This window comes from Pandoraea cepalis (genome assembly GCF_902459665.1).
GTDB classification, from domain to species: Bacteria; Pseudomonadota; Gammaproteobacteria; order Burkholderiales; family Burkholderiaceae; genus Pandoraea; species Pandoraea cepalis.
In genome coordinates this window covers 119,491-137,259 of the sequence record NZ_CABPSL010000008.1, presented here as the reverse complement: position 1 = coordinate 137,259, position 17,769 = coordinate 119,491, and the positions used below count along the sequence as shown (strand labels likewise).

The following is a 17,769-nucleotide window of genomic DNA, read 5'->3' as shown; positions in this document are numbered from 1 at the left end:
CCACTTCGCCACCGTAGTCAGCGGAATGCATCATGCGCAAGGCGAACCACGCGAGTTGTCCCTCCAAACGCTTGCTGCCGTAACGCATAGCACTCAGTGCAATGCCCGTTGGCAGCCGATGGGTCACTTTTCAGATCGTCTTAAGGTTGCCTTAAGGGAGTCTCTCTACCATCACAGTCATGTCAAACGTGGTGTCAGTCAGGAGAGACTCATGCGGACCTCGAAGCTCACTCGTACGCTGGTTGCCAGCGCTGTGCTCGTCGCGTTGACGGGCGGCTATGTTGCCGGACGTCAGCACTGGCAGGCGCCGCTCGCCTCGGCGATGGTCGCCGACGCCAATGCGGCCAATCCGGCGACGCCAGCCGCCAATGCACCGAACACCCCGAATACCGCGCCACGCATGCTCGTGCCGGACTTCTCGCAACTGGCGGAACAATACGGACCGGCCGTAGTCAACATTAGTGTGACGCACGATGGGAAACCTTCGGCGGGGGGCGGTGCCACGGCGATGCCGATGCCGCCCGGCATGGATCAGAACGATCCGCTGTTCCAGTTCTTCCGTCACTTTTACGGCGCGCCGGGCAACGACGGCGGCGACGGCAGTGGCGATGGTGGCAGCGCACCGACGCGCAGTCTCGGTTCGGGCTTCATCGTGAGCGCGGACGGCTACATCCTGACCAACGCGCACGTCGTGGACGATGCGAGTCAGGTCACGGTGAAGCTCACCGACAAGCGTGAATTCAAGGCGAAGGTCGTGGGCAGCGACAAGGCGAGCGACGTGGCTTTGCTCAAGATTGCCGCCACGAATCTGCCGACGGTGAAAATCGGCGATCCGTCGAAATCGAAAGCCGGTGAGTGGGTGGTGGCCATCGGGTCGCCGTACGGCTTCGACAACACCGTGACGGCGGGCATCGTGTCGGCAAAGGCGCGTGCGTTGCCTGACGAGAACTACACGCCGTTCATTCAGACGGACGTGCCGGTCAACCCGGGTAACTCGGGCGGACCGCTGTTCAACCTGAACGGCGAAGTCATCGGCATCAACTCGATGATCTATTCGCGTACCGGCGGCTTCCAGGGCCTGTCGTTCGCGATTCCGATCGACATGGCGATGAAGGTCAAGGCGCAGCTCCAGCAGTTTGGCAAGGTGAGCCGTGGCCGCATCGGCGTAACGATTCAGGAAGTGAACCAGTCGCTGGCGAAGTCGTTCGGCTTGCCCAAGCCCGAGGGGGCGCTGGTGTCGTCCATCGACAAGAATGGTCCGGCCGCGAAGTCGGACCTGAAGCCGGGCGACGTGATTCTGGCGGTCAACGGCACGACCATCGAGGACTCGGTGCAGTTGCCGGAGAAGATCGCCGATATGCGTCCAGGCGAGAAGGCGACGCTGACCGTCTGGCGCAATGGTGCGAAGCAGGACGTAAGCGTGACGGTGGCGGCGCTGAACGAGAAGAAGGACGTCGCGAGCACGGACGACTCGGCCACGCATGGCCGGCTGGGGCTCGCGGTACGCGACCTCTCGCCGGACGAGAAGCGCGCGGCACAGGTGACGCACGGTTTGCTGGTGGCCCGTGTCGGCGGACCGGCCGAGCAGGCGGGCGTGCAGGCGGGCGACATCATCCTGTCGCTCAACGGCACGCCGGTGACGAGTGCGTCGCAACTGAGCGATAAGCTCAAGAAAGCGGGCAATAATGTCGCGTTGCTCGTCCAGCGCGACGGGCAACAGATTTTCATCCCGGTTGATCTCGGCTAAGCGCCGGGCGAGACACTCGCGGGATGCCACGCACTACCTTGTGTGCCGGTGCTCGGCAGCGATGGCTTCACGGCTGCCGCGCCACCGGTGCGATCCTGCATCGTGATGTCATGAACGGGAGGTCGAACATGGGGCAACAATGGCAACGCTGGTCGATGGCAGCCGCGACGGCCGCGGCATTGGTCGGAGGGCTTGGCATATCGGTGGCGCATGCGCAGGGCGGCATGCTGCCGCCGTCGATGCAGCAGGGCGACGTGACCTACGTCTCGGGCGGTATCGACAGCGATCAATCGGGGGCCTTCAAGCGCGAAGCGTCTCACTGGCCGCTGTCCATCGAGATGGCGGCTCGCGGCGATGGCGCGAACGAGTACATTGCCGACGCCCAGGTGCAGATCATGCACGGTAGCAAGACGATACTCGATGCACGCGCGAAAGGGCCGTTCATGCTGGTGAAGCTGCCGCAAGGCAGTTACACCGTGAAGGCGACGTACGACGGCAAGCCGATGACGAAGAATGTGAAGGTGCCCGCGAAGGGGCATGCAGCGGTAACGTTTCTGTGGCCGCATGACTGATGTGCCGATCGGTCGTGTCGGGTAAAGCGTCACGGAAGACGAGGTAACCCAGGTAGTACTCCGTAGCAACGAGTGAGCGAGTTGCGCCGCCGAAAGGCGGCGTTTTTTTGTTCAATGGGAAGTGGTGGCGGGCGGTCAGCGCGGGGCACGCGTCGACGGTCAAACCATGCCGCGGCACACCGAGGCGTTGTCGACGATGGGCTCGTCGGTCGCGCGCACGGCGAACGTTTGTTTGACGGCGATGCCGTTTTTGATCGCCGTCATCTCGGCGAGAATGGCCACGGCGATCTCTGCCGGGGTGCGCGCACCCAGATGCATGCCGACCGGCCCGTGCAACCGTTCGATTTCGGCCGAACTCAGATCGAACAGCGACAGCCGTTCGCGGCGTCGCGCGTTGTTCACCCGCGAGCCGATGGCGCCGATGTAGAACGCCGGCGACTTGAGTGCTTCGAGCAACGCCATGTCGTCGAGCTTCGGGTCGTGCGTGAGCGTAAGAACAGCGCTGTGCGAGTCGAGTTGACGCTGCACGATCAGGTCGTCCGGCATCTCGCGAGAAAGTTCGGTGCCGGCCACGTGCCATTCGTCTGCGTATTCGCTGCGCGGGTCGCAAACGATCACGTGATAGTCGAGTGCGCACGCCATGCTCGCAACGTACTTCGAGAGCTGCCCGGCACCGATCACCACGAGCCGATGGCGCGGGCCGTGCGAGGTGATGAGGCGCACGCCGTCGAATTCGAGCGGCGGGGTATGGTGCCCGGGGGCGATGCGCACCGCACCGGAGGTCATGTCGAGTTCGCGCACGACGAGGCGGAATCGCGAGATGGCGTCGAGCAGTTCCGGAATGCGCGAGGCGTCGCGCACCGGCTCCAGCACCAGTTGCAAGGTGCCGCCGCAGGGCAGTCCGAAGCGATGCGCTTCCTCGGCCGTCACGCCGTAGCTGGTGAGTTGCGGGCGATCCTGCGGCCAGTCGCCATCGCGCAGCCGGGCGATCAGGTCGTCCTCGACGCAACCGCCCGACACGGAGCCGACCAAATGGCCATCCTCCCGAATCGCGAGCATCGAGCCCACCGGACGCGGGGCGGAGCCCCACGTGCGAACCACCGTGCCCAGCGTGACGAAAAAGCCCGCTCGGGTCCACTGTACGGCGGACTTCAGCACTTCCAGATCGACACTGTCCATCCCACGGTTCCTTGGTCAATACGCGAGCGGTAGCGCATCGGCCAAGGCATGGGCCGCCGTCATGTCACCGCTCGATGTGATGCGCCGAGTATAGCGCGCCTTGGCTTGCGCTGTATCCCACGGGATATTGCGCTTTGCCGTCCCTTTCCGTGACCTTGCGAAGCCTTCTGCAGTGCGCTGCGGACTGCGGGCGAGCGGTCGCGGCGGTGATCTGGCGCGGGGAACTCGTGTCACAATAGTTCGCAGGTCGAGATGACGTCGCGTGACCGACGAGCGACCGCATCACGTTTGGGGAGGGGGCAATGGAGCTACATGACAGACGGCAATTGCCGGTGGCGCGAGACCTCGCGTGGATCGCGCTGAACGACCCGGGCATCCTGCAAGGGTGCATCCCAGGCTGCGAGTCGATCGAGCGGCTCGACGACACGACGTGGACGATCGTCGTGAGCGTCGCCTCGGGTCCGTTGGGCGGTCGTTGGTCGGGCAGGATCACGGTGACGGACGTCACGGCGCCGACATCCTACACATTGAATGTCGACGCCCTGGGCTCGGCTGCCGGACACACACGAGGCAAGGCGACCATCACGTTGCAAGCGCAAGGACCGATGCACACATTACTGACGTATGACCTCACGACGCACCTGGGCGCCGAGTCCGCGCATCTGGACACGCCCCAGGCGCAGGTGGCCGCCCGCAAGCTCGTTGACGAATGCCTCGCGCGGCTGACGGCGGCCATTGCCCCGCATGCCGCAACGTATCCCCCGACTGCCGCCGACGGCGAAGTGGCCGCCGCACTCGCCACCGATGCCGCGTTGCGCGATATGCCGGCCACGCGCGGTAGGCTGGCACGCTGGTGGCCGTGGGCCGTGGCGGCGCTCATTCTGATCGTCGTCTTCCTGTGGGGCGGCCATGCCAGTTGAGCGTCGTCGAGGCAAGGGGGAAGTCGCGCCCGCCGGGGACTCGCCCGCGCGCAGGCGGCGGGCGACGGTTGCGGCGCTGGAGGCTCTGGAAGCCGTGGGGAAAGTGCCGGCGCCGGCCGGCGAGGCGGGCTACGACGTGCGCGTGCGCGTGCGTGATGGCGATACGCCAGTGTTCGGGCCCGGGCGCCTGGCGTTGCTGCGGGCCATCGAAGCGACGGGGTCGATTTCCGCCGCCGCGCGCCGCATGGGCATGTCGTACCGGCGTGCGTGGCTGCTCGTCGAAGCGATGAATCACGAATTCCGGGAGCCTCTCGTCGCCCGGCATATTGGCGGTGTGGCCGGAGGCGGCGCGCAGCTCACGCCGTTCGCGCAGAACCTCGCGGCGCATTACGACACGCTCATCAATGAGATCCGTCTGCTGCTCGACGCCCACGTGCCGACGTTCGACGCGTATCTCAGAAGCGGCACGGCGGATGACCCGGAGACCGAATCGGTACCGTCGCATCGCCCTTGAGGCCCGGACTCGCCGAGTATCACGAAAACGTTATTTCTCCGTGAGGACTTCGTCACCGTCTTGACGTGACACTGGCTCCATCGACGCAAACCCAGCGATGGAGGTCTCCATGTCACCCTTGACGAAGTCCGTGCCGCCGGCCGCACAGCCCCCCGTGCGAACCGGTCCGGTCCAGCCGGGTTGGCTGCGCGTCACCCATTGGCTGAATGCGTTGGCCGTCCTCGCGATGGTCACGAGCGGCTGGCGGATCTACAACGCGTCGCCGATCTTCGGCTTTCGCTTTCCCAACGAACTCACGCTGGGCGGCTGGCTGGGCGGTGCGCTGCGGTGGCATTTTGCTGCGATGTGGCTGCTGGCGGGCAACGGGCTCGTCTATCTGCTCTTCAATGCGTCGAGCGGACGCCTGTCGCGCCGCTTCTTTCCGTTGACGTTGCGCGGTGTGGTGCGCGACGCGTTCGCCGCACTGCGTGGGCGACTCGCCCACGACGACCCCCATCAATACAACCAGGTTCAGCGCATCGCGTATCTGTTCGCGGTGCTCGACCTCGTGCTGCTCGTGGCGTCGGGACTCGCGATCTGGAAGCCCGTCCAGCTTGGCTGGCTCTGCGCGCTGTTCGGCGGATTCCAGGGGGCGCGCTGGGTGCATTTTCTCGCGATGGCGGGCCTGGTGGCATTCGTCGCGATTCATGTCGTGATGGTCGCGCTGGTGCCGCGCACGTTGCGCACGATGATTACCGGACGCTGAGTGCGCCGACGACAAGACACGGAGCTGCCATGACCCTCGATCGAAAGCCCAGCCACCTGCCTGCCGACGCACCGGTCGTGCGCGACGGCGAAGCGATTCTCCATGAGGCGCGTGCGCTGATGACGCGCCGCGTGGCCGAGCCCTCGCGCCGCGCGTTTCTGACGCGTACGCTGTCGCTCGGTGGCGTGGCGCTGCTCTCGGGCTGTTCGCTGGACGACAACGCGGGTGTCTCGTCGGCGCTCGACACGATCTCGCGATGGAACGATCGTGTGCAGGCCGCCTTGTTTCGTCAGAATGTGCTGGCGCCTACGTTCCCGGCGTCGCGCATCACGCGACCGTTCCCGTTCAACGCGTTCTATTCGATGGACGAGGCGCCCGTCGTCGAGGAAAGCGATTACCAACTGGAGTTGTCCGGCCTCATCGCGGACAAGGCCCCTTGGCCGCTTGACGCCTTGCGCCGTTTCTCCGCCCCGCGCGCGGCCGAACAAATCACGCGTCACGTGTGCGTGGAAGGCTGGAGCGCCATTGGCCGCTGGGGCGGGGTGACGTTCGCCGACTTTCTGCATCGTATCGGCGCGGACACCACGGCACGCTACGTCGGCTTCAAATGCGCCGACGACTACTACACGAGCATCGATATGCCGACGGCGCTGCATCCGCAGACGCTGCTCGCGCTGACCTATGACGGCCAGACGCTACCCAGGGAATACGGATTTCCGATGAAGCTGCGGATTCCCACGAAGCTCGGCTACAAGAATCCCAAGCATATCCGCGCGATTTTCGTGACCAACACGTATCCGGGCGGGTATTGGGAGGACCAGGGCTACAACTGGTTCGGTGGCAGTTGACGCAACCGCTCGACTGCATGATTGACGGAGCACTTGCGTGACGCTCCGGCAAGGCTCACTCACTCTTTGAGGACTACGGCAATGAAAATGCGATATCTGGCGGTCATGACGATGGGATTGGCACTCGGCACCGGCGCCGCGTTCGCGCAGGACGCGATGAGCAAAGGCGATGCGATGTCCAAGGGCGGCGCGATGAGCAAAGGCGACGCCATGAGCAAGGACATGGACAAGAGCGGGAAGATGTCCAAGGGCGACGCGATGGGCAAGCACGACGCCATGTCGAAGGGCGGTGCGATGAGCAAATCCGATGCCATGGGGAAGAAGGAAAAAGGCGACGCGATGGGCAAGACCCAGTAAGCCAACTGGCGTAGCACGACAAGCCGACAAGGCGTCGCCCCGAATGTACGTGGCGACGCCTTGCGTCGTTTTGGCGCGACGATTGCGCCGCGTCATTGCCAAGCTTGGGCGCATCAGCGCGTCAGGGCGACTGATTTGATGAGCAGGTACACCTCGCGGCCCGGCGCCAGATGCAATTGGTCGGCAGAGAAGCGTGTGATGCGGGCGCGCAGCACGGTCCCGGCCTTGTCGCCGAGCAGTGTGGCGCCGACTTCCACCGAATCGCCCAGGTCGCGCAGCGTCGCCACGCGTGCGGCCAGCACGTTCAGCACGCTGATGTCGAGCGGCGGCGACGTGGCGATGGCGACGTCGCGCTCGCGCACGAGAATCCGGCAGGCGTCGCCCGCCTCGCCGCTGGCGCGCGGAACACGCAGCCGAACCGTGTCGCTGCCGTTCACGGCCAGCTCGGTCAGGCCGTAGCGGGCATCATGCGCGACGATGCGTGTCTCCAGCACGGTACCCGGGGACTCCGCGGTGCTGTCGAGCGCGTCGCGATGCAGATTGAGCACGTCGGCCGGCGCCCCTTGAGAGATCGTGCGGCCGTCCTTGAACAACACGACCTGATCGGCCAGTCGCATCACTTCGTCGAGCGAATGGGTGACGTAGAGCACCGGCAGCGCCAACTCGTGACGGATGCGATTGAGGTAGTCGAGAACTTCGAGACGCCGCGCGTGGTCGAGCGAGGCGAGTGGCTCATCCATGAGCAGCAGGCGGGGGCACGACAGCAGCGCACGGCCAATCCCCACACGCTGCTTCTCGCCACCGGAGAGCGCGCCTGGGCGACGGTCCAGCAAGTGCCCCAGATTCAGCACGTCGACCACGTGCGCAAGCGCAATCGCACCGGTACCGGCGGCGGCGACATCGCGGCGTCGCATCCAGCGGCCGAACAGCAGATTCTGACGCACGGTCAGATGCGGCAACAGGCGCGCGTCCTGAAACACGTAGCCGATGCGCCGGCGCCATGTCGGCAGCGCGACGTCCGCGGTGCTGTCGAACAAGACGTCGTTGCCGACGACGATGCGACCGGCATCGGGCTTGAGCAGGCCGGACACGGCATTGACGACCGTGCTCTTGCCGCTGCCCGATGGCCCGAACAGCGCCGTCACGCCCATGCCCGCGGCGAACTCGGCATCGAGTGAGAAATCGCCGAAGCGATGCTGGAGTCGCACTTCAACCGTCATGACCGAGCGCCTTGCGGTGGCCGAAGCGGATCAGCACCTCGGAGCCGATCAGTGTGGCGACCGCCAGCACGACCGAGATAGCGCACAGGCGCCAGACCATGGCGTCGCCGTCGGGCACCTGCGTGGCCGTGTAGATCGCCAGCGGCAGCGTCTGCGTTTGTCCGGGAATGTTCGAGACGAACGTGATCGTTGCGCCGAACTCGCCCAGTGCGCGCGCAAACGCGAGCACGAAGCCGTGCAATGCGCCGGTCGCGGTGAGCGGCAAGGTCACCGTCAGAAAGGTGAGCCAAGGGCCTGCGCCAAGCGTCTGTGCTGCCTGTTCGAGTTTTGTGTCGGCCGCGTCGAGCGCTTGTCGGATGGCGCGCACGAGCAGCGGGAATCCCATCACGCCCGCGGCCAGCGCCGCGCCTGTCCAGCGAAACGCGAAGGTGAAATGAAACCATTCGTGCAGCAGCTTGCCGATGGCGCCCTGTGTGCCGAACAGCACGAGCAGCGCGAAGCCGACGACCACCGGCGGCAGCACGAGCGGCAAATGCAGCAGGGCATCGAGCAGCGCTTTGCCGGGGAACTGCCGGCGTGCGAGCAGCCAGGCAGCCGCGTAGGCGAGGGGCAGGCTGCACAGCGTGCCCCACAGGCCGACGCGCAGGCTCAGTTCAACGATGCCCCATTCTTGCGGGGTGAGATTCATGAAGGATGGGCGGGCGAATTCACGGGCGGGTGAAGCCGAAGCGCTGGAACGTGGCCTGGGCGGCCGGCGTTTGCAGGAATCGGTAGAACGGATCCGCGTCGGCGCGGTTGGCCTGCTTCGTCACCGCCACCGGGTAGACGATCGGGGCATGGCTGTCGGCCGGGAACGTGCCGGCGATGCGCACGCGCTTCTCGGCGTTGGCGTCGGTCTTGTAGACGATGCCGTAGGGCGCTTCGCCACGTGCGACCAGCAACAGCGCGTTACGCACGTTATCGGCGGCCGCGACCTTGCCTTGCACCTTCGGCCAGAGACCGAGCTTCTCGAGTGCAGCCTTGCCATAGAGACCCGCCGGTACGTGCGCGGGGTCGCCCATCGCGAGCTTGCCGCTGCCGAGCCTGGTGTCGAGGTCGGTGGCGCCCGGCGTCAGATCGACGTTGCCCGTGGTCGCGGCCGGAGCGATCAGCACGAGCGCGTTGCCGAGCAAGTTGTGACGCGTGCTCGTGTCGATCAGATCGTGCTTCTGCGCGTAGTCCATCCAGTCCTGGTCGGCCGAAATGAATACATCGGCAGGGGCGCCTTTCTCGATTTGACGAGCCAACGTCGAGCTGGCGCCGTAGACGAGCACCGGTGTCTTGCCGGTTTCCTTTGTGTAGGCAGCCGAGACATCGTCGAGCGCGTTTTTCATACTGGCGGCAGCATACACTTGCTGAGCCGCCGCGTGGCCGGCAAACAACAGGCTTGCGCCAACGATGGCGACGCCCAGTGCGCGGTGCAACATCGTGGCGGCTTTGTACGGAGCGTGGGACTTGCGGCGAGCGATTACGACAGTAACGACAGCTTTCACGAACGTGGTCTCCAGCTTAGGTTGGCTCGGCTGACTCGGTATTCGGCGAATGTCGCCGTGAGCCGGCTCATGAATGCAGTCCGGCAGCGAGGCCGGACCACTGGTCGCGCAAGGTGCGCAACGCGTTATGTAGGATTATATATAACGCTGCGACGCTGTACAGGTATACGCCGTATCACGGTGCTCAGATGACACTCGTAGGGCGCGCGAGAGACCTTTGGGGCGGGCAAAAGGCACACACAGGCGCGCAAAGGCACGTATGGGGGGGGCGTAAGGCTGCGTAAGGGCGTGTAAGCGCGCCTAGAGGTGCGTAGACGTTCGTCAGGCGGCGCTCGGCGGCGGCTCGCTGCCGGCGCGCAACATCGCGGGGCTCGTGCGCAGCATGTCGAAGAAGCCGTCGACCACGGCATCGCACTCCACGCCGAGGTCGTAGTCGGGCAGGAAGAGCCAGTCCGACATCATGCCGACCACGAGCGCGTGCAACATGATCGCTGCGCGGCGCGTGTCGAGCGCCTGGGGGAGTTGACCGCGCTCGATCGCGCGTTCCATATCTCGCATGATGCGCTGCTTGCCGTCGGCGCACGCTTCGCGCTGACGTTCGAGCACCGACAGCATCTCGTTGGTGTATTCGCACTTGTGAAACAGAATGTCGAGCACGCGACGGCGGCGCTCATTACGCGCCGTCTCCCTGAGCACGAGCTTGCAGATCTCGTGCATACGCGCCATCGGGTCACCGTCCTGGGGCTCCGTGCATTCCTCGTCGATCATGCGTTCCATCGGCAGACGGATGCGATCCGTCATGGCGTTGAACAGATCGATCTTGTTCTTGAAGTGCCAATAAATGGCGCCGCGGGTCAGGCCGGCGGCCTCGGCGATGTCGGCGAGCGACGTACGCGATACCCCTTTCTGCGCAAACACCGTCTCGGCGGTGTCTAGCAACAGATTGCGGGTCTCGATCGCTTCCTCTTTGGTTCTGCGGGCCATCGTCGTGTCACAGGGGCGGCGGAAATTTGCGAAATGCAGTGGAATGAAACGTAACGAGCGCCGCACATTGATGCGACGCAATATGATTTACATACATTCATGAATGTATCTATAATAGCAGCCGCTTGCTCTATTGCACAGGGAACATTTAAGCTCCTTCGTCTAAGGGAAACACCTCACTGATCCCAGGGAGCGAATTGACCGGGGCGGGCCGCGCGGTTTAGGGCAGGATTCGTCTGCTCACCTGCCGGGGCCCCGGAGCCTGTTCGACGATCTCACATGAGTGCCAGCGCGCGCGGTTCGCCGCGCCGGGGACGTCTTCTTGGCCGCCTTCCGGGCCTGTCTCCGGGGGCCCGCATTCCGGGCCTCAGGCACTTCCGACCCGCCTCTGCGCGACGGGATTGCGGACGGGCCTTTGCCGCCGCAATCGTACGCAACGTACTTGTCATTTTGTTTGACCGCATTCCATTTATCGGGGGCGTATATGCACGTCAAGAGAAGTTCACTGGGGATGGTCACTGCCGTCGCACTCGCGGTGTTGGCCTTGGCAGCATGCGGCAAGAAGCCGCCGCCGCCGCAGGCCATGGTGCCGGAAGTCGGCGTCGTGACGCTGCAATCCCAGAACGTAACGCTGACGACCGACCTGCCCGGACGCACCTCGCCCTTCCGCGTGGCCGATGTTCGCGCGCGCGTCGACGGCATCGTGCTCAAGCGCGATTTCACCGAAGGCGGTGACGTCAAGGCGGGCCAGCGTCTGTACAAGATCGATCCGGCCACGTATCAGGCCGCGTATGAAAACGCCAAGGCAACGCTGGCGAAGGCCGTGGCGAATCAGGCGTCGACGAAACTGCTGGCCGATCGCTACAAGCAACTCGTGGCCGTCGAGGCGGTGTCCAAGCAGGACTACGACAACGCCGTTGCCGCATCGCTGCAAGCCGACGCCGAAGTGCAGGCCGGCAAGGCGGCCGTCGACACGGCGAAGATCAACCTCGGCTACACCGACGTGCCGGCGCCGATTTCGGGCCGCACAGGGTTGTCGCAGGTCACGGAAGGCGCCTACGTGCAGGCAGGGGCTGCCACGCTGATGACGACCGTTCAGCAGATCGATCCGATGTATGTGGACGTGACGCAATCGGCGGCGCAAGGGTTGCGCCTGCGTCGTGCGCTGGCCGAGGGCAAGTTGCAAAGCGCGGGCAAGAACGCCGCCAAGGTGGAACTGACCCTGGAAGACGGCACGACGTACCCGCTCGAAGGCAAGCTGCAGTTCTCCGACATTACCGTCGATCAGACGACCGGCTCGGTGACCGTGCGTGCCATCTTCCCGAACCCGAACCGCGAGTTGTTGCCCGGCATGTTCGTGCACGCGAAGCTGCAGGAAGGCGTGAAGGAGGGCGGTCTGCTCGTGCCGCAGCAGGGGGTCACGCGTGATCAGAAGGGCCAGCCGACGGCACTGATCGTGAACAAGGAAGGCAAGGTCGAGTTGCGTCAGCTTGTCACCGATCGCGCGATCGGCAACATGTGGCTGGTGAGTGCGGGTCTGGCCGCCGGCGATCAGGTGATCGTGTCGGGTCTTCAAAAGGTGCGCCCGGGCGCACCGGCGAAGGCGGTTCCGGCGCAGTTGCCGGGGGCTGAGGCGCCTGCAGGTGCCAGTGCACCGGCAGCGGCCGCCCCCGCCTCGGGCGCCAAAGCTCAATAACGCGGAGCCTCTTTCATGGCAAAGTTTTTTATCGATCGCCCGATCTTTGCTTGGGTGATCGCGATCGTCATTATGCTGGCCGGTGCGCTTTCGATCCTGAAGCTGCCGGTTTCGCAGTACCCGCCGATCGCCCCGCCGTCCGTTCAGATCACTGCCGTTTATCCGGGCGCTTCCGCACAGACCGTGCAGGATACGGTCACGCAGGTGATCGAGCAGCAGATGAACGGTATCGACAACCTCGAGTACATGTCGTCGACCTCCGACGGCTCGGGTACCGCTCAGATCACGCTGACCTTCGCGCAAGGCACGAATCCGGACATCGCGCAGGTGCAGGTGCAGAACAAGCTGCAGCTCGCCACGCCGCTGCTTCCGCAGCAGGTTCAGCAGCAGGGCATCAAGGTCGCCAAGGCGACCAAGAACTTCCTGCTGGTGATCGGCGCGTATTCCGATGACGGCAAACTGACCGACATCGACCTCGCGAACTATCTGGCCGCCAACGTGCAGGATCCGATCAGCCGTGTGAACGGCGTCGGTCAGGTCCAGCTCTTCGGTGCGCAGTACGCCATGCGTGTGTGGGTCGATCCGCAGAAGCTCAACGGCTACAACCTGACGATCCTCGACGTCTCGAGCGCCATCCAGGCGCAGAACGTGCAGGTCTCGGCGGGCGAGCTGGGCGGCGCGCCGGCGGTGAAGGGCCAGCAGCTCAACGCCACGGTGATGGCGCAGAGCCGCTTGCAGACGCCGGAGCAGTTCCGCAAGATCCTGCTCAAGGTCAACAAGGACGGCTCGCAAGTGCGTCTGGGCGATGTCGCCCGCGTCGAGCTGGGCGGTGAATCGTACCAGGTGGTCGCGCGCTATAACGGCAAGCCGGCGGCGGGTCTCGCGGTCACGCTGGCCACGGGCGCCAACGCGCTGCAAACGGCCACGGCGGTCAAGCAGAAGGTGGCGGACCTCGCACAGTACTTCCCGACGGGCATGAAGGCCGACTTCCCGTACGACACCACGCCGTTCGTGAAGATCTCGATCGAGGAAGTGATCAAGACCCTCATCGAAGGTATCGTGCTCGTGTTCCTCGTGATGTATCTGTTCCTGCAGAACCTGCGGGCGACGATCATTCCGACGATTGCCGTGCCGGTGGTGTTGCTCGGTACGTTCGGCATCATGGGCGCGGCGGGTTTCTCCATCAACACGCTGTCGATGTTCGGGCTGGTGCTCGCCATCGGTTTGTTGGTGGACGATGCGATCGTGGTGGTGGAAAACGTCGAGCGGGTGATGTCCGAAGAGGGGCTGAGTCCGAAGGAAGCGACGAAGAAGGCCATGGGCCAGATCGTCGGTGCGCTGGTGGGGGTGGCGCTCGTGCTCTCCGCGGTGTTCGTGCCGATGGCGTTCTTCGGCGGCTCGACCGGCGCCATCTATCGCCAGTTCTCGCTGACCATCGTGGCGGCCATGGCGCTGTCGGTGCTCGTGGCCATCGTGCTCACGCCGGCGATGTGCGCCACGATTCTCAAGCCCATCAAGAAGGGCGAAGTGCATGAGAAGCGCGGCTTCTTCGGCTGGTTCAACCGCACGTTCGACAACAGCTCGAAAAAGTACCAGAGCCAGGTGGAGCGCATTCTCAAGCGCAGCACGCCGTTCCTGATCGTCTACGTGGTGATCGTGGCCGTCGTGGGCTTCCTGTTCGTGCGCATGCCGACCGCGTTCTTGCCTGACGAAGACCAGGGCTACTTCTTCAACCTCGTGCAATTGCCGCCGGGCGCGACGCAGGAGCGTACGCTCGACGTGATGAAGCAGGTCGAGAAGCACTATCTGGAGAATGAAAAGGACGCCGTGCGTTCGATCTTCACGGTGACGGGCTTCGGCTTCAACGGCCGCGGTCAGAACGTGGGTCTCGCGTTCACGATGATGAAGCCGTGGGATGAGCGTCAGTCGGCCGATCTCAAGGTGCAGTCGGTCATCGCACGGGCGTACCGGGCGTTCGCCGGCATGAAGGACGCGATGGTCTTCGCGATCAACCCGCCGTCGGTGCCGGAACTCGGTAACGCAGGCGGTATCGACTTCGAGTTGCAGGATCGCGCGGGTCTCGGCCACGACGCGCTCATGGCCGCCCGTAATCAGTTGCTGGGCATGGCGGCGAAGAACCCGAACCTTGCGAACATGCGTCCGAACGGGCTCGACGATACGCCGCAGTACAAGGTGGACGTCGACGAAGAAAAGGCCGCGGCGCTGGGATTGTCGATTGCCGACGTGTACAACACGCTCTCGGCGTCGTGGGGCTCGTCGTACGTGAACGACTTTATCGATCGCGGTCGTGTGAAGAAGGTGTACGTGATGGCGGAAGCGAAGGATCGCATGCTGCCGCAGGACATCAACAAACTTTACGTCCGCAATTCGAGCGGGGCCATGGTGCCGTTCTCGGCCTTCGCCACGGGGCAGTGGATTTACGGCTCGCCGCGTCTGGAGCGCTACAACGGGGTGCCTGCCGTGGAAATTCAGGGCATGCCGGCACCGGGCAAGTCGTCGGGCGACGCCATGAAGGCGATCGAGGAAATTGCGAAGCAACTCCCGACGGGTATCGGTCTGGAGTGGACGGGGCTGTCGTTCGAAGAGCGCATCTCCGGCTCGCAGGCGCCGGCGCTCTACGCCATCTCCATCCTGATCGTGTTCCTGTGTCTGGCGGCGTTGTACGAGAGCTGGTCGATTCCGTTCTCGGTGATTCTGGTGGTGCCCTTGGGGGTGTTGGGGGCGTTGCTCGCCGCGACCCTGCGTGGCTTGTCCAACGACGTATACTTCCAGGTGGGACTGCTGACCACGGTGGGGCTGTCGGCGAAGAACGCGATTCTGATCGTGGAATTCGCCAAGGACCTCCAGGAGCAGGGCCGCACCCTGATGGAAGCGACGATGGAGGCGGTGCGTCTGCGTCTGCGACCGATTCTGATGACGTCAATGGCGTTCGTGCTCGGCGTGTTGCCGCTGGCGATCTCCAACGGCGCGGGCTCGGCTTCGCAGCACGCGATCGGGACGGGCGTGATCGGCGGTATGCTGGCGGCGACGTTCCTTGCGATCTACTACGTGCCCGTCTTCTTCGTGCTGGTGCGCAAGCGCTTCGCGCATGAAGACCTGGACACCGTGGAGCATCCGGAAGCGCGCAAGCCGAATCCGGACGCCACCGAAGGCCCCGCCAAGGAAGGAAACTGAGCTATGAAGCACAAAGCATTGTCGATTGCCTTGGCGGCAGCGTCCCTGGCAGGCTGCACCCTGGCGCCGCATTATGAGCGGCCCGAGGCGCCGGTCGCCACGACGTTCCCCAGTGGCCCGGCCTACAAGACGCCGGGCGCGGCAAACCAGAACGGCACCGCGGGCAGCAGTAGCGTGGCGGCGGCCGATCTGGGCTGGCGCGATTTCTTTACCGATCCCCGCCTGCAGAAGTTGATTGAGATCGCGCTGCAGAACAACCGCGATCTGCGCGTCTCGATGCTCAACGTGGAAGCCGCACGTGCGCAGTATCAGATCCAGCGTTCCGCGTTGCTGCCCTCGGTGGGGGTGGCGGGGCAGGGGTCGGTTCAGCGCACGCCGGGGGACCTGACGTCCTCCGGGCGGGCCAGCATCAGCCGCAGCTACCAGGTGGGCGTAGGCTTTACGTCGTACGAACTCGATCTGTTCGGTCGTATCCAGAGCCTGAAGGATCAGGCATTGGAGACGTATCTGGCCAGCGAGGACACGGCCAAGACGGCCCACATCACGCTGATCTCGGAAGTGGCGACGGCCTACCTCACCTGGTTGGCCGATCAGGATCTGCTCAAACTGACGGCCGACACGCTCAAAAGCCAGGAGTCGTCGTATCAGCTGACCAAGCGTAGCTTCGACGTGGGGACCGCCTCGGGGCTCGATCTGCGTCAGGCGCAAACGCCGGTCGATGCGGCACGGGCGAATCTGGCGCAGTACACGCGCCAGGTCGCGCAGGACGAGAATGCGCTCGCGCTGCTCATTGGTCAGCCGTTACCGGCGGACTTACCGCCGGGGCGTCCGCTCGACGGGCAAGGCCTGCTCACCGATCTCCCCGCGGGGCTGCCGTCCGATTTGCTGCTGCGTCGCCCTGACGTGACGGCGGCCGAGCACACGCTCAAGGGCGCCAACGCGAACATCGGCGCGGCGCGTGCCGCGTTCTTCCCGTCGATCTCGCTCACGGCGAGCGCGGGGACGGCGAGCGCGTCGCTGGGTAATCTCTTTAAGGGCGGGCAGGGCGCATGGTCGTTTGCACCGACCATCACGCTGCCGATTTTCGCGGGCGGGCAGAATCTGGCCAATCTCGATCTGGCCAAGGTGAAAAAGCGCATCGAGATCGCCAACTACGAGAAGGCGATTCAGACGGCGTTCCGCGAAGTGTCCGACGGGCTGGCCGCACGCGGCACGCTCGACGATCAGATCGCCGCGCAGGAGTCACTCGTCAAGGCGAGCGACGAGAGCTACAAGCTCTCGGACCTGCGGTATCGCAATGGCGTGGATAGTTACCTGAACGCGCTCGTCTCGCAACGCTCGCTGTATGCGGCGCAGCAGACACTGATCGCGACGCGTCTGTCGCGCTGGACCAACCTCGTTACGCTGTACAAGGCGCTCGGGGGCGGTTGGGAGGAGCACACCGCTCCGGCCAGCGCCGGGGTGGCATCGGCACCGGCGGCACCCGCATCGTGATCGTGTCGCGAGGCAGGCGCGCGGCGTGATCGGCGCAAGTGTCTCGCGACGGTGCAAGGTTTGACGATCGAGACGCCCGGCAATACGCCGGGCGTTTTACGTTCGGGCGTCGTGTTTCGCGGTAAACAAGCTCAGTTCCCGAGAGGTTTAGACGCTGGGTTCTACGCTCGCCCCTACCTGGCATACCGCTTCGTCGATATCCTAGTTCGCGTTGTATTCGCAACACCCCGAGCGTCGACGCGAGCGTTTGCATGACGTTGCCGACGCGACGCGCGGGGCACTTATAAGCTGACAGTTTTTCCAGGGAGAGACACCATGAGCGAACTTCAAACGCGCTTCGACGAGGCCGTAGCCCAATCCAAGGCGCTGCCCGAGCGCCCCGACAATTTCACGTTGCTGCGGATCTACGCGCTCTTCAAACAAGGCACGGAAGGCGACGTGTCCGGTGCGCGTCCCGGCATCACGGATTTCGTCGGGCGTGCCAAGTTCGACGCCTGGGAGATGCTCAAGGGCAAGTCGAAAGAAGAGGCGCAGGAGGCATACGTCGCACTTGTCGATGAGCTGAAGGGATAAGGTTGCCGGGGGCGGCAATGACGCGATGAAGCGGCGTCGAGTCCCCTCGGTACGACGCGCCAACAGACGGCGACTTCGGTCGCCGTTTTTTTATGGGCGTTTGCGTGATGGCGGACATGCGTTGCGTATGAGCAGTGAGGTGGCGCATGACGGGGCGGGTTTTGCGGCGGTGTCCGATTGGCGTTTCGTCGAC

The 17,769-nt window shown here is 64.5% G+C and carries 16 protein-coding genes; 11 read left to right on the top strand and 5 right to left on the bottom strand.

The features are described from left to right. Nucleotides 1-211 precede the first annotated feature (211 nt). Both PCE31106_RS12600 and PCE31106_RS12595 read left to right on the top strand, forming a co-directional pair. Nucleotides 212-1,747 (top strand): DegQ family serine endoprotease, encoded by a 1,536-nt coding sequence (locus PCE31106_RS12600; protein WP_017231838.1) that lies wholly within the window; start codon nt 212-214, stop codon nt 1,745-1,747. Between the two features lie 128 nt (nt 1,748-1,875). Continuing rightward, complete coding sequence (locus tag PCE31106_RS12595; RefSeq protein ID WP_254441009.1) at nt 1,876-2,319, top strand: carboxypeptidase regulatory-like domain-containing protein; 444 nt, start codon at nt 1,876-1,878, stop codon at nt 2,317-2,319. A 159-nt stretch (nt 2,320-2,478) separates the two neighbouring features. Here PCE31106_RS12595 and PCE31106_RS12590 read toward each other — a convergent pair whose 3' ends face one another. Then, complete coding sequence (locus PCE31106_RS12590) at nt 2,479-3,498, bottom strand: XdhC family protein (protein ID WP_150563473.1); 1,020 nt, start codon at nt 3,496-3,498, stop codon at nt 2,479-2,481. A gap of 302 nt (nt 3,499-3,800) precedes the next feature. On the opposite strand from PCE31106_RS12590, the gene PCE31106_RS12585 reads away from it, so the two are divergent. The 5 genes from PCE31106_RS12585 (at nt 3,801) to PCE31106_RS12565 (ending at nt 6,882) form a co-directional block, all read left to right on the top strand. After that, the gene (locus tag PCE31106_RS12585) at nt 3,801-4,418 is read left to right on the top strand and encodes an SRPBCC family protein (protein ID WP_150563472.1); all 618 of its coding nucleotides are present in this window, start codon (nt 3,801-3,803) and stop codon (nt 4,416-4,418) included. Then, nucleotides 4,408-4,932, top strand: coding sequence for a winged helix-turn-helix domain-containing protein (locus tag PCE31106_RS24540; RefSeq protein ID WP_150563471.1), 525 nt, complete (start codon nt 4,408-4,410; stop codon nt 4,930-4,932). The genes PCE31106_RS12585 and PCE31106_RS24540 overlap by 11 nt, the downstream gene beginning before the upstream one ends. Nucleotides 4,933-5,041: 109 nt before the next feature. Then, nucleotides 5,042-5,677: a cytochrome b/b6 domain-containing protein gene (locus tag PCE31106_RS12575; RefSeq protein ID WP_150563470.1), complete on the top strand. Its 636-nt coding sequence runs from the start codon at nt 5,042-5,044 to the stop codon at nt 5,675-5,677. A gap of 119 nt (nt 5,678-5,796) precedes the next feature. After that, the gene (locus PCE31106_RS12570; RefSeq protein WP_437343812.1) at nt 5,797-6,525 is read left to right on the top strand and encodes a molybdopterin-dependent oxidoreductase; all 729 of its coding nucleotides are present in this window, start codon (nt 5,797-5,799) and stop codon (nt 6,523-6,525) included. Nucleotides 6,526-6,606: 81 nt separating this feature from the next. Then, complete coding sequence (locus PCE31106_RS12565) at nt 6,607-6,882, top strand: pentapeptide MXKDX repeat protein (protein ID WP_150563469.1); 276 nt, start codon at nt 6,607-6,609, stop codon at nt 6,880-6,882. Nucleotides 6,883-6,995: 113 nt separating this feature from the next. Here the strand turns inward: PCE31106_RS12565 and modC are convergent, their stop codons facing one another. From modC to PCE31106_RS12545, 4 genes are all read right to left on the bottom strand, one after another. Further along, nucleotides 6,996-8,102, bottom strand: a complete 1,107-nt coding sequence (gene modC, locus PCE31106_RS12560) for a molybdenum ABC transporter ATP-binding protein (protein WP_150563468.1) — start codon at nt 8,100-8,102, stop codon at nt 6,996-6,998. After that, nucleotides 8,092-8,790, bottom strand: coding sequence for a molybdate ABC transporter permease subunit (gene modB, locus PCE31106_RS12555; RefSeq protein ID WP_017231650.1), 699 nt, complete (start codon nt 8,788-8,790; stop codon nt 8,092-8,094). Before modB ends, modC begins: the two co-directional genes overlap by 11 nt. 19 nt (nt 8,791-8,809) lie before the next feature. After that, nucleotides 8,810-9,634, bottom strand: a complete 825-nt coding sequence (gene modA / locus PCE31106_RS12550; protein WP_254441007.1) for a molybdate ABC transporter substrate-binding protein — start codon at nt 9,632-9,634, stop codon at nt 8,810-8,812. A gap of 321 nt (nt 9,635-9,955) precedes the next feature. Further along, the gene (locus PCE31106_RS12545; RefSeq protein ID WP_026131538.1) at nt 9,956-10,618 is read right to left on the bottom strand and encodes a TetR family transcriptional regulator; all 663 of its coding nucleotides are present in this window, start codon (nt 10,616-10,618) and stop codon (nt 9,956-9,958) included. Nucleotides 10,619-11,102: 484 nt separating this feature from the next. Here PCE31106_RS12545 and PCE31106_RS12540 point away from each other — a divergent pair, with 484 nt between their 5' ends. The 4 genes from PCE31106_RS12540 (at nt 11,103) to PCE31106_RS12525 (ending at nt 17,576) form a co-directional block, all read left to right on the top strand. After that, nucleotides 11,103-12,314 (top strand): efflux RND transporter periplasmic adaptor subunit, encoded by a 1,212-nt coding sequence (locus PCE31106_RS12540; RefSeq protein WP_026131539.1) that lies wholly within the window; start codon nt 11,103-11,105, stop codon nt 12,312-12,314. Between the two features lie 15 nt (nt 12,315-12,329). Further along, on the top strand, nt 12,330-15,509 hold the full coding sequence (locus PCE31106_RS12535) for an efflux RND transporter permease subunit (RefSeq protein ID WP_150563467.1): 3,180 nt from the start codon (nt 12,330-12,332) through the stop codon (nt 15,507-15,509). Nucleotides 15,510-15,512: 3 nt separating this feature from the next. Beyond that, nucleotides 15,513-17,003, top strand: a complete 1,491-nt coding sequence (adeC, locus tag PCE31106_RS12530) for an AdeC/AdeK/OprM family multidrug efflux complex outer membrane factor (protein ID WP_150563466.1) — start codon at nt 15,513-15,515, stop codon at nt 17,001-17,003. A gap of 315 nt (nt 17,004-17,318) precedes the next feature. Continuing rightward, nucleotides 17,319-17,576 carry an acyl-CoA-binding protein gene (locus PCE31106_RS12525; protein WP_150563465.1) on the top strand — a complete coding sequence of 86 codons (258 nt, stop codon included), beginning with the start codon at nt 17,319-17,321 and terminating at the stop codon, nt 17,574-17,576. Nucleotides 17,577-17,769 lie beyond the last annotated feature (193 nt).

What these genes read in the sequence shown, in the direction of transcription:
- adeC (WP_150563466.1), top strand. Translation starts at nt 15,513, where the DNA reads ATGAAGCACAAAGCATTGTCGATTGCCTTGGCGGCAGCGTCCCTGGCA.
- PCE31106_RS12595 (WP_254441009.1), top strand. Translation starts at nt 1,876, where the DNA reads ATGGGGCAACAATGGCAACGCTGGTCGATGGCAGCCGCGACGGCCGCG.
- PCE31106_RS12565 (WP_150563469.1), top strand. Translation starts at nt 6,607, where the DNA reads ATGAAAATGCGATATCTGGCGGTCATGACGATGGGATTGGCACTCGGC.
- PCE31106_RS12525 (WP_150563465.1), top strand. Translation starts at nt 17,319, where the DNA reads ATGAGCGAACTTCAAACGCGCTTCGACGAGGCCGTAGCCCAATCCAAG.
- PCE31106_RS12590 (WP_150563473.1), bottom strand. Translation starts at nt 3,498, where the DNA reads ATGGACAGTGTCGATCTGGAAGTGCTGAAGTCCGCCGTACAGTGGACC.
- modC (WP_150563468.1), bottom strand. Translation starts at nt 8,102, where the DNA reads ATGACGGTTGAAGTGCGACTCCAGCATCGCTTCGGCGATTTCTCACTC.
- PCE31106_RS12570 (WP_437343812.1), top strand. Translation starts at nt 5,797, where the DNA reads ATGACGCGCCGCGTGGCCGAGCCCTCGCGCCGCGCGTTTCTGACGCGT.
- PCE31106_RS12545 (WP_026131538.1), bottom strand. Translation starts at nt 10,618, where the DNA reads ATGGCCCGCAGAACCAAAGAGGAAGCGATCGAGACCCGCAATCTGTTG.
- PCE31106_RS12600 (WP_017231838.1), top strand. Translation starts at nt 212, where the DNA reads ATGCGGACCTCGAAGCTCACTCGTACGCTGGTTGCCAGCGCTGTGCTC.
- PCE31106_RS12535 (WP_150563467.1), top strand. Translation starts at nt 12,330, where the DNA reads ATGGCAAAGTTTTTTATCGATCGCCCGATCTTTGCTTGGGTGATCGCG.
- PCE31106_RS12540 (WP_026131539.1), top strand. Translation starts at nt 11,103, where the DNA reads ATGCACGTCAAGAGAAGTTCACTGGGGATGGTCACTGCCGTCGCACTC.
- PCE31106_RS12585 (WP_150563472.1), top strand. Translation starts at nt 3,801, where the DNA reads ATGGAGCTACATGACAGACGGCAATTGCCGGTGGCGCGAGACCTCGCG.
- PCE31106_RS12575 (WP_150563470.1), top strand. Translation starts at nt 5,042, where the DNA reads ATGTCACCCTTGACGAAGTCCGTGCCGCCGGCCGCACAGCCCCCCGTG.
- modB (WP_017231650.1), bottom strand. Translation starts at nt 8,790, where the DNA reads ATGAATCTCACCCCGCAAGAATGGGGCATCGTTGAACTGAGCCTGCGC.
- PCE31106_RS24540 (WP_150563471.1), top strand. Translation starts at nt 4,408, where the DNA reads ATGCCAGTTGAGCGTCGTCGAGGCAAGGGGGAAGTCGCGCCCGCCGGG.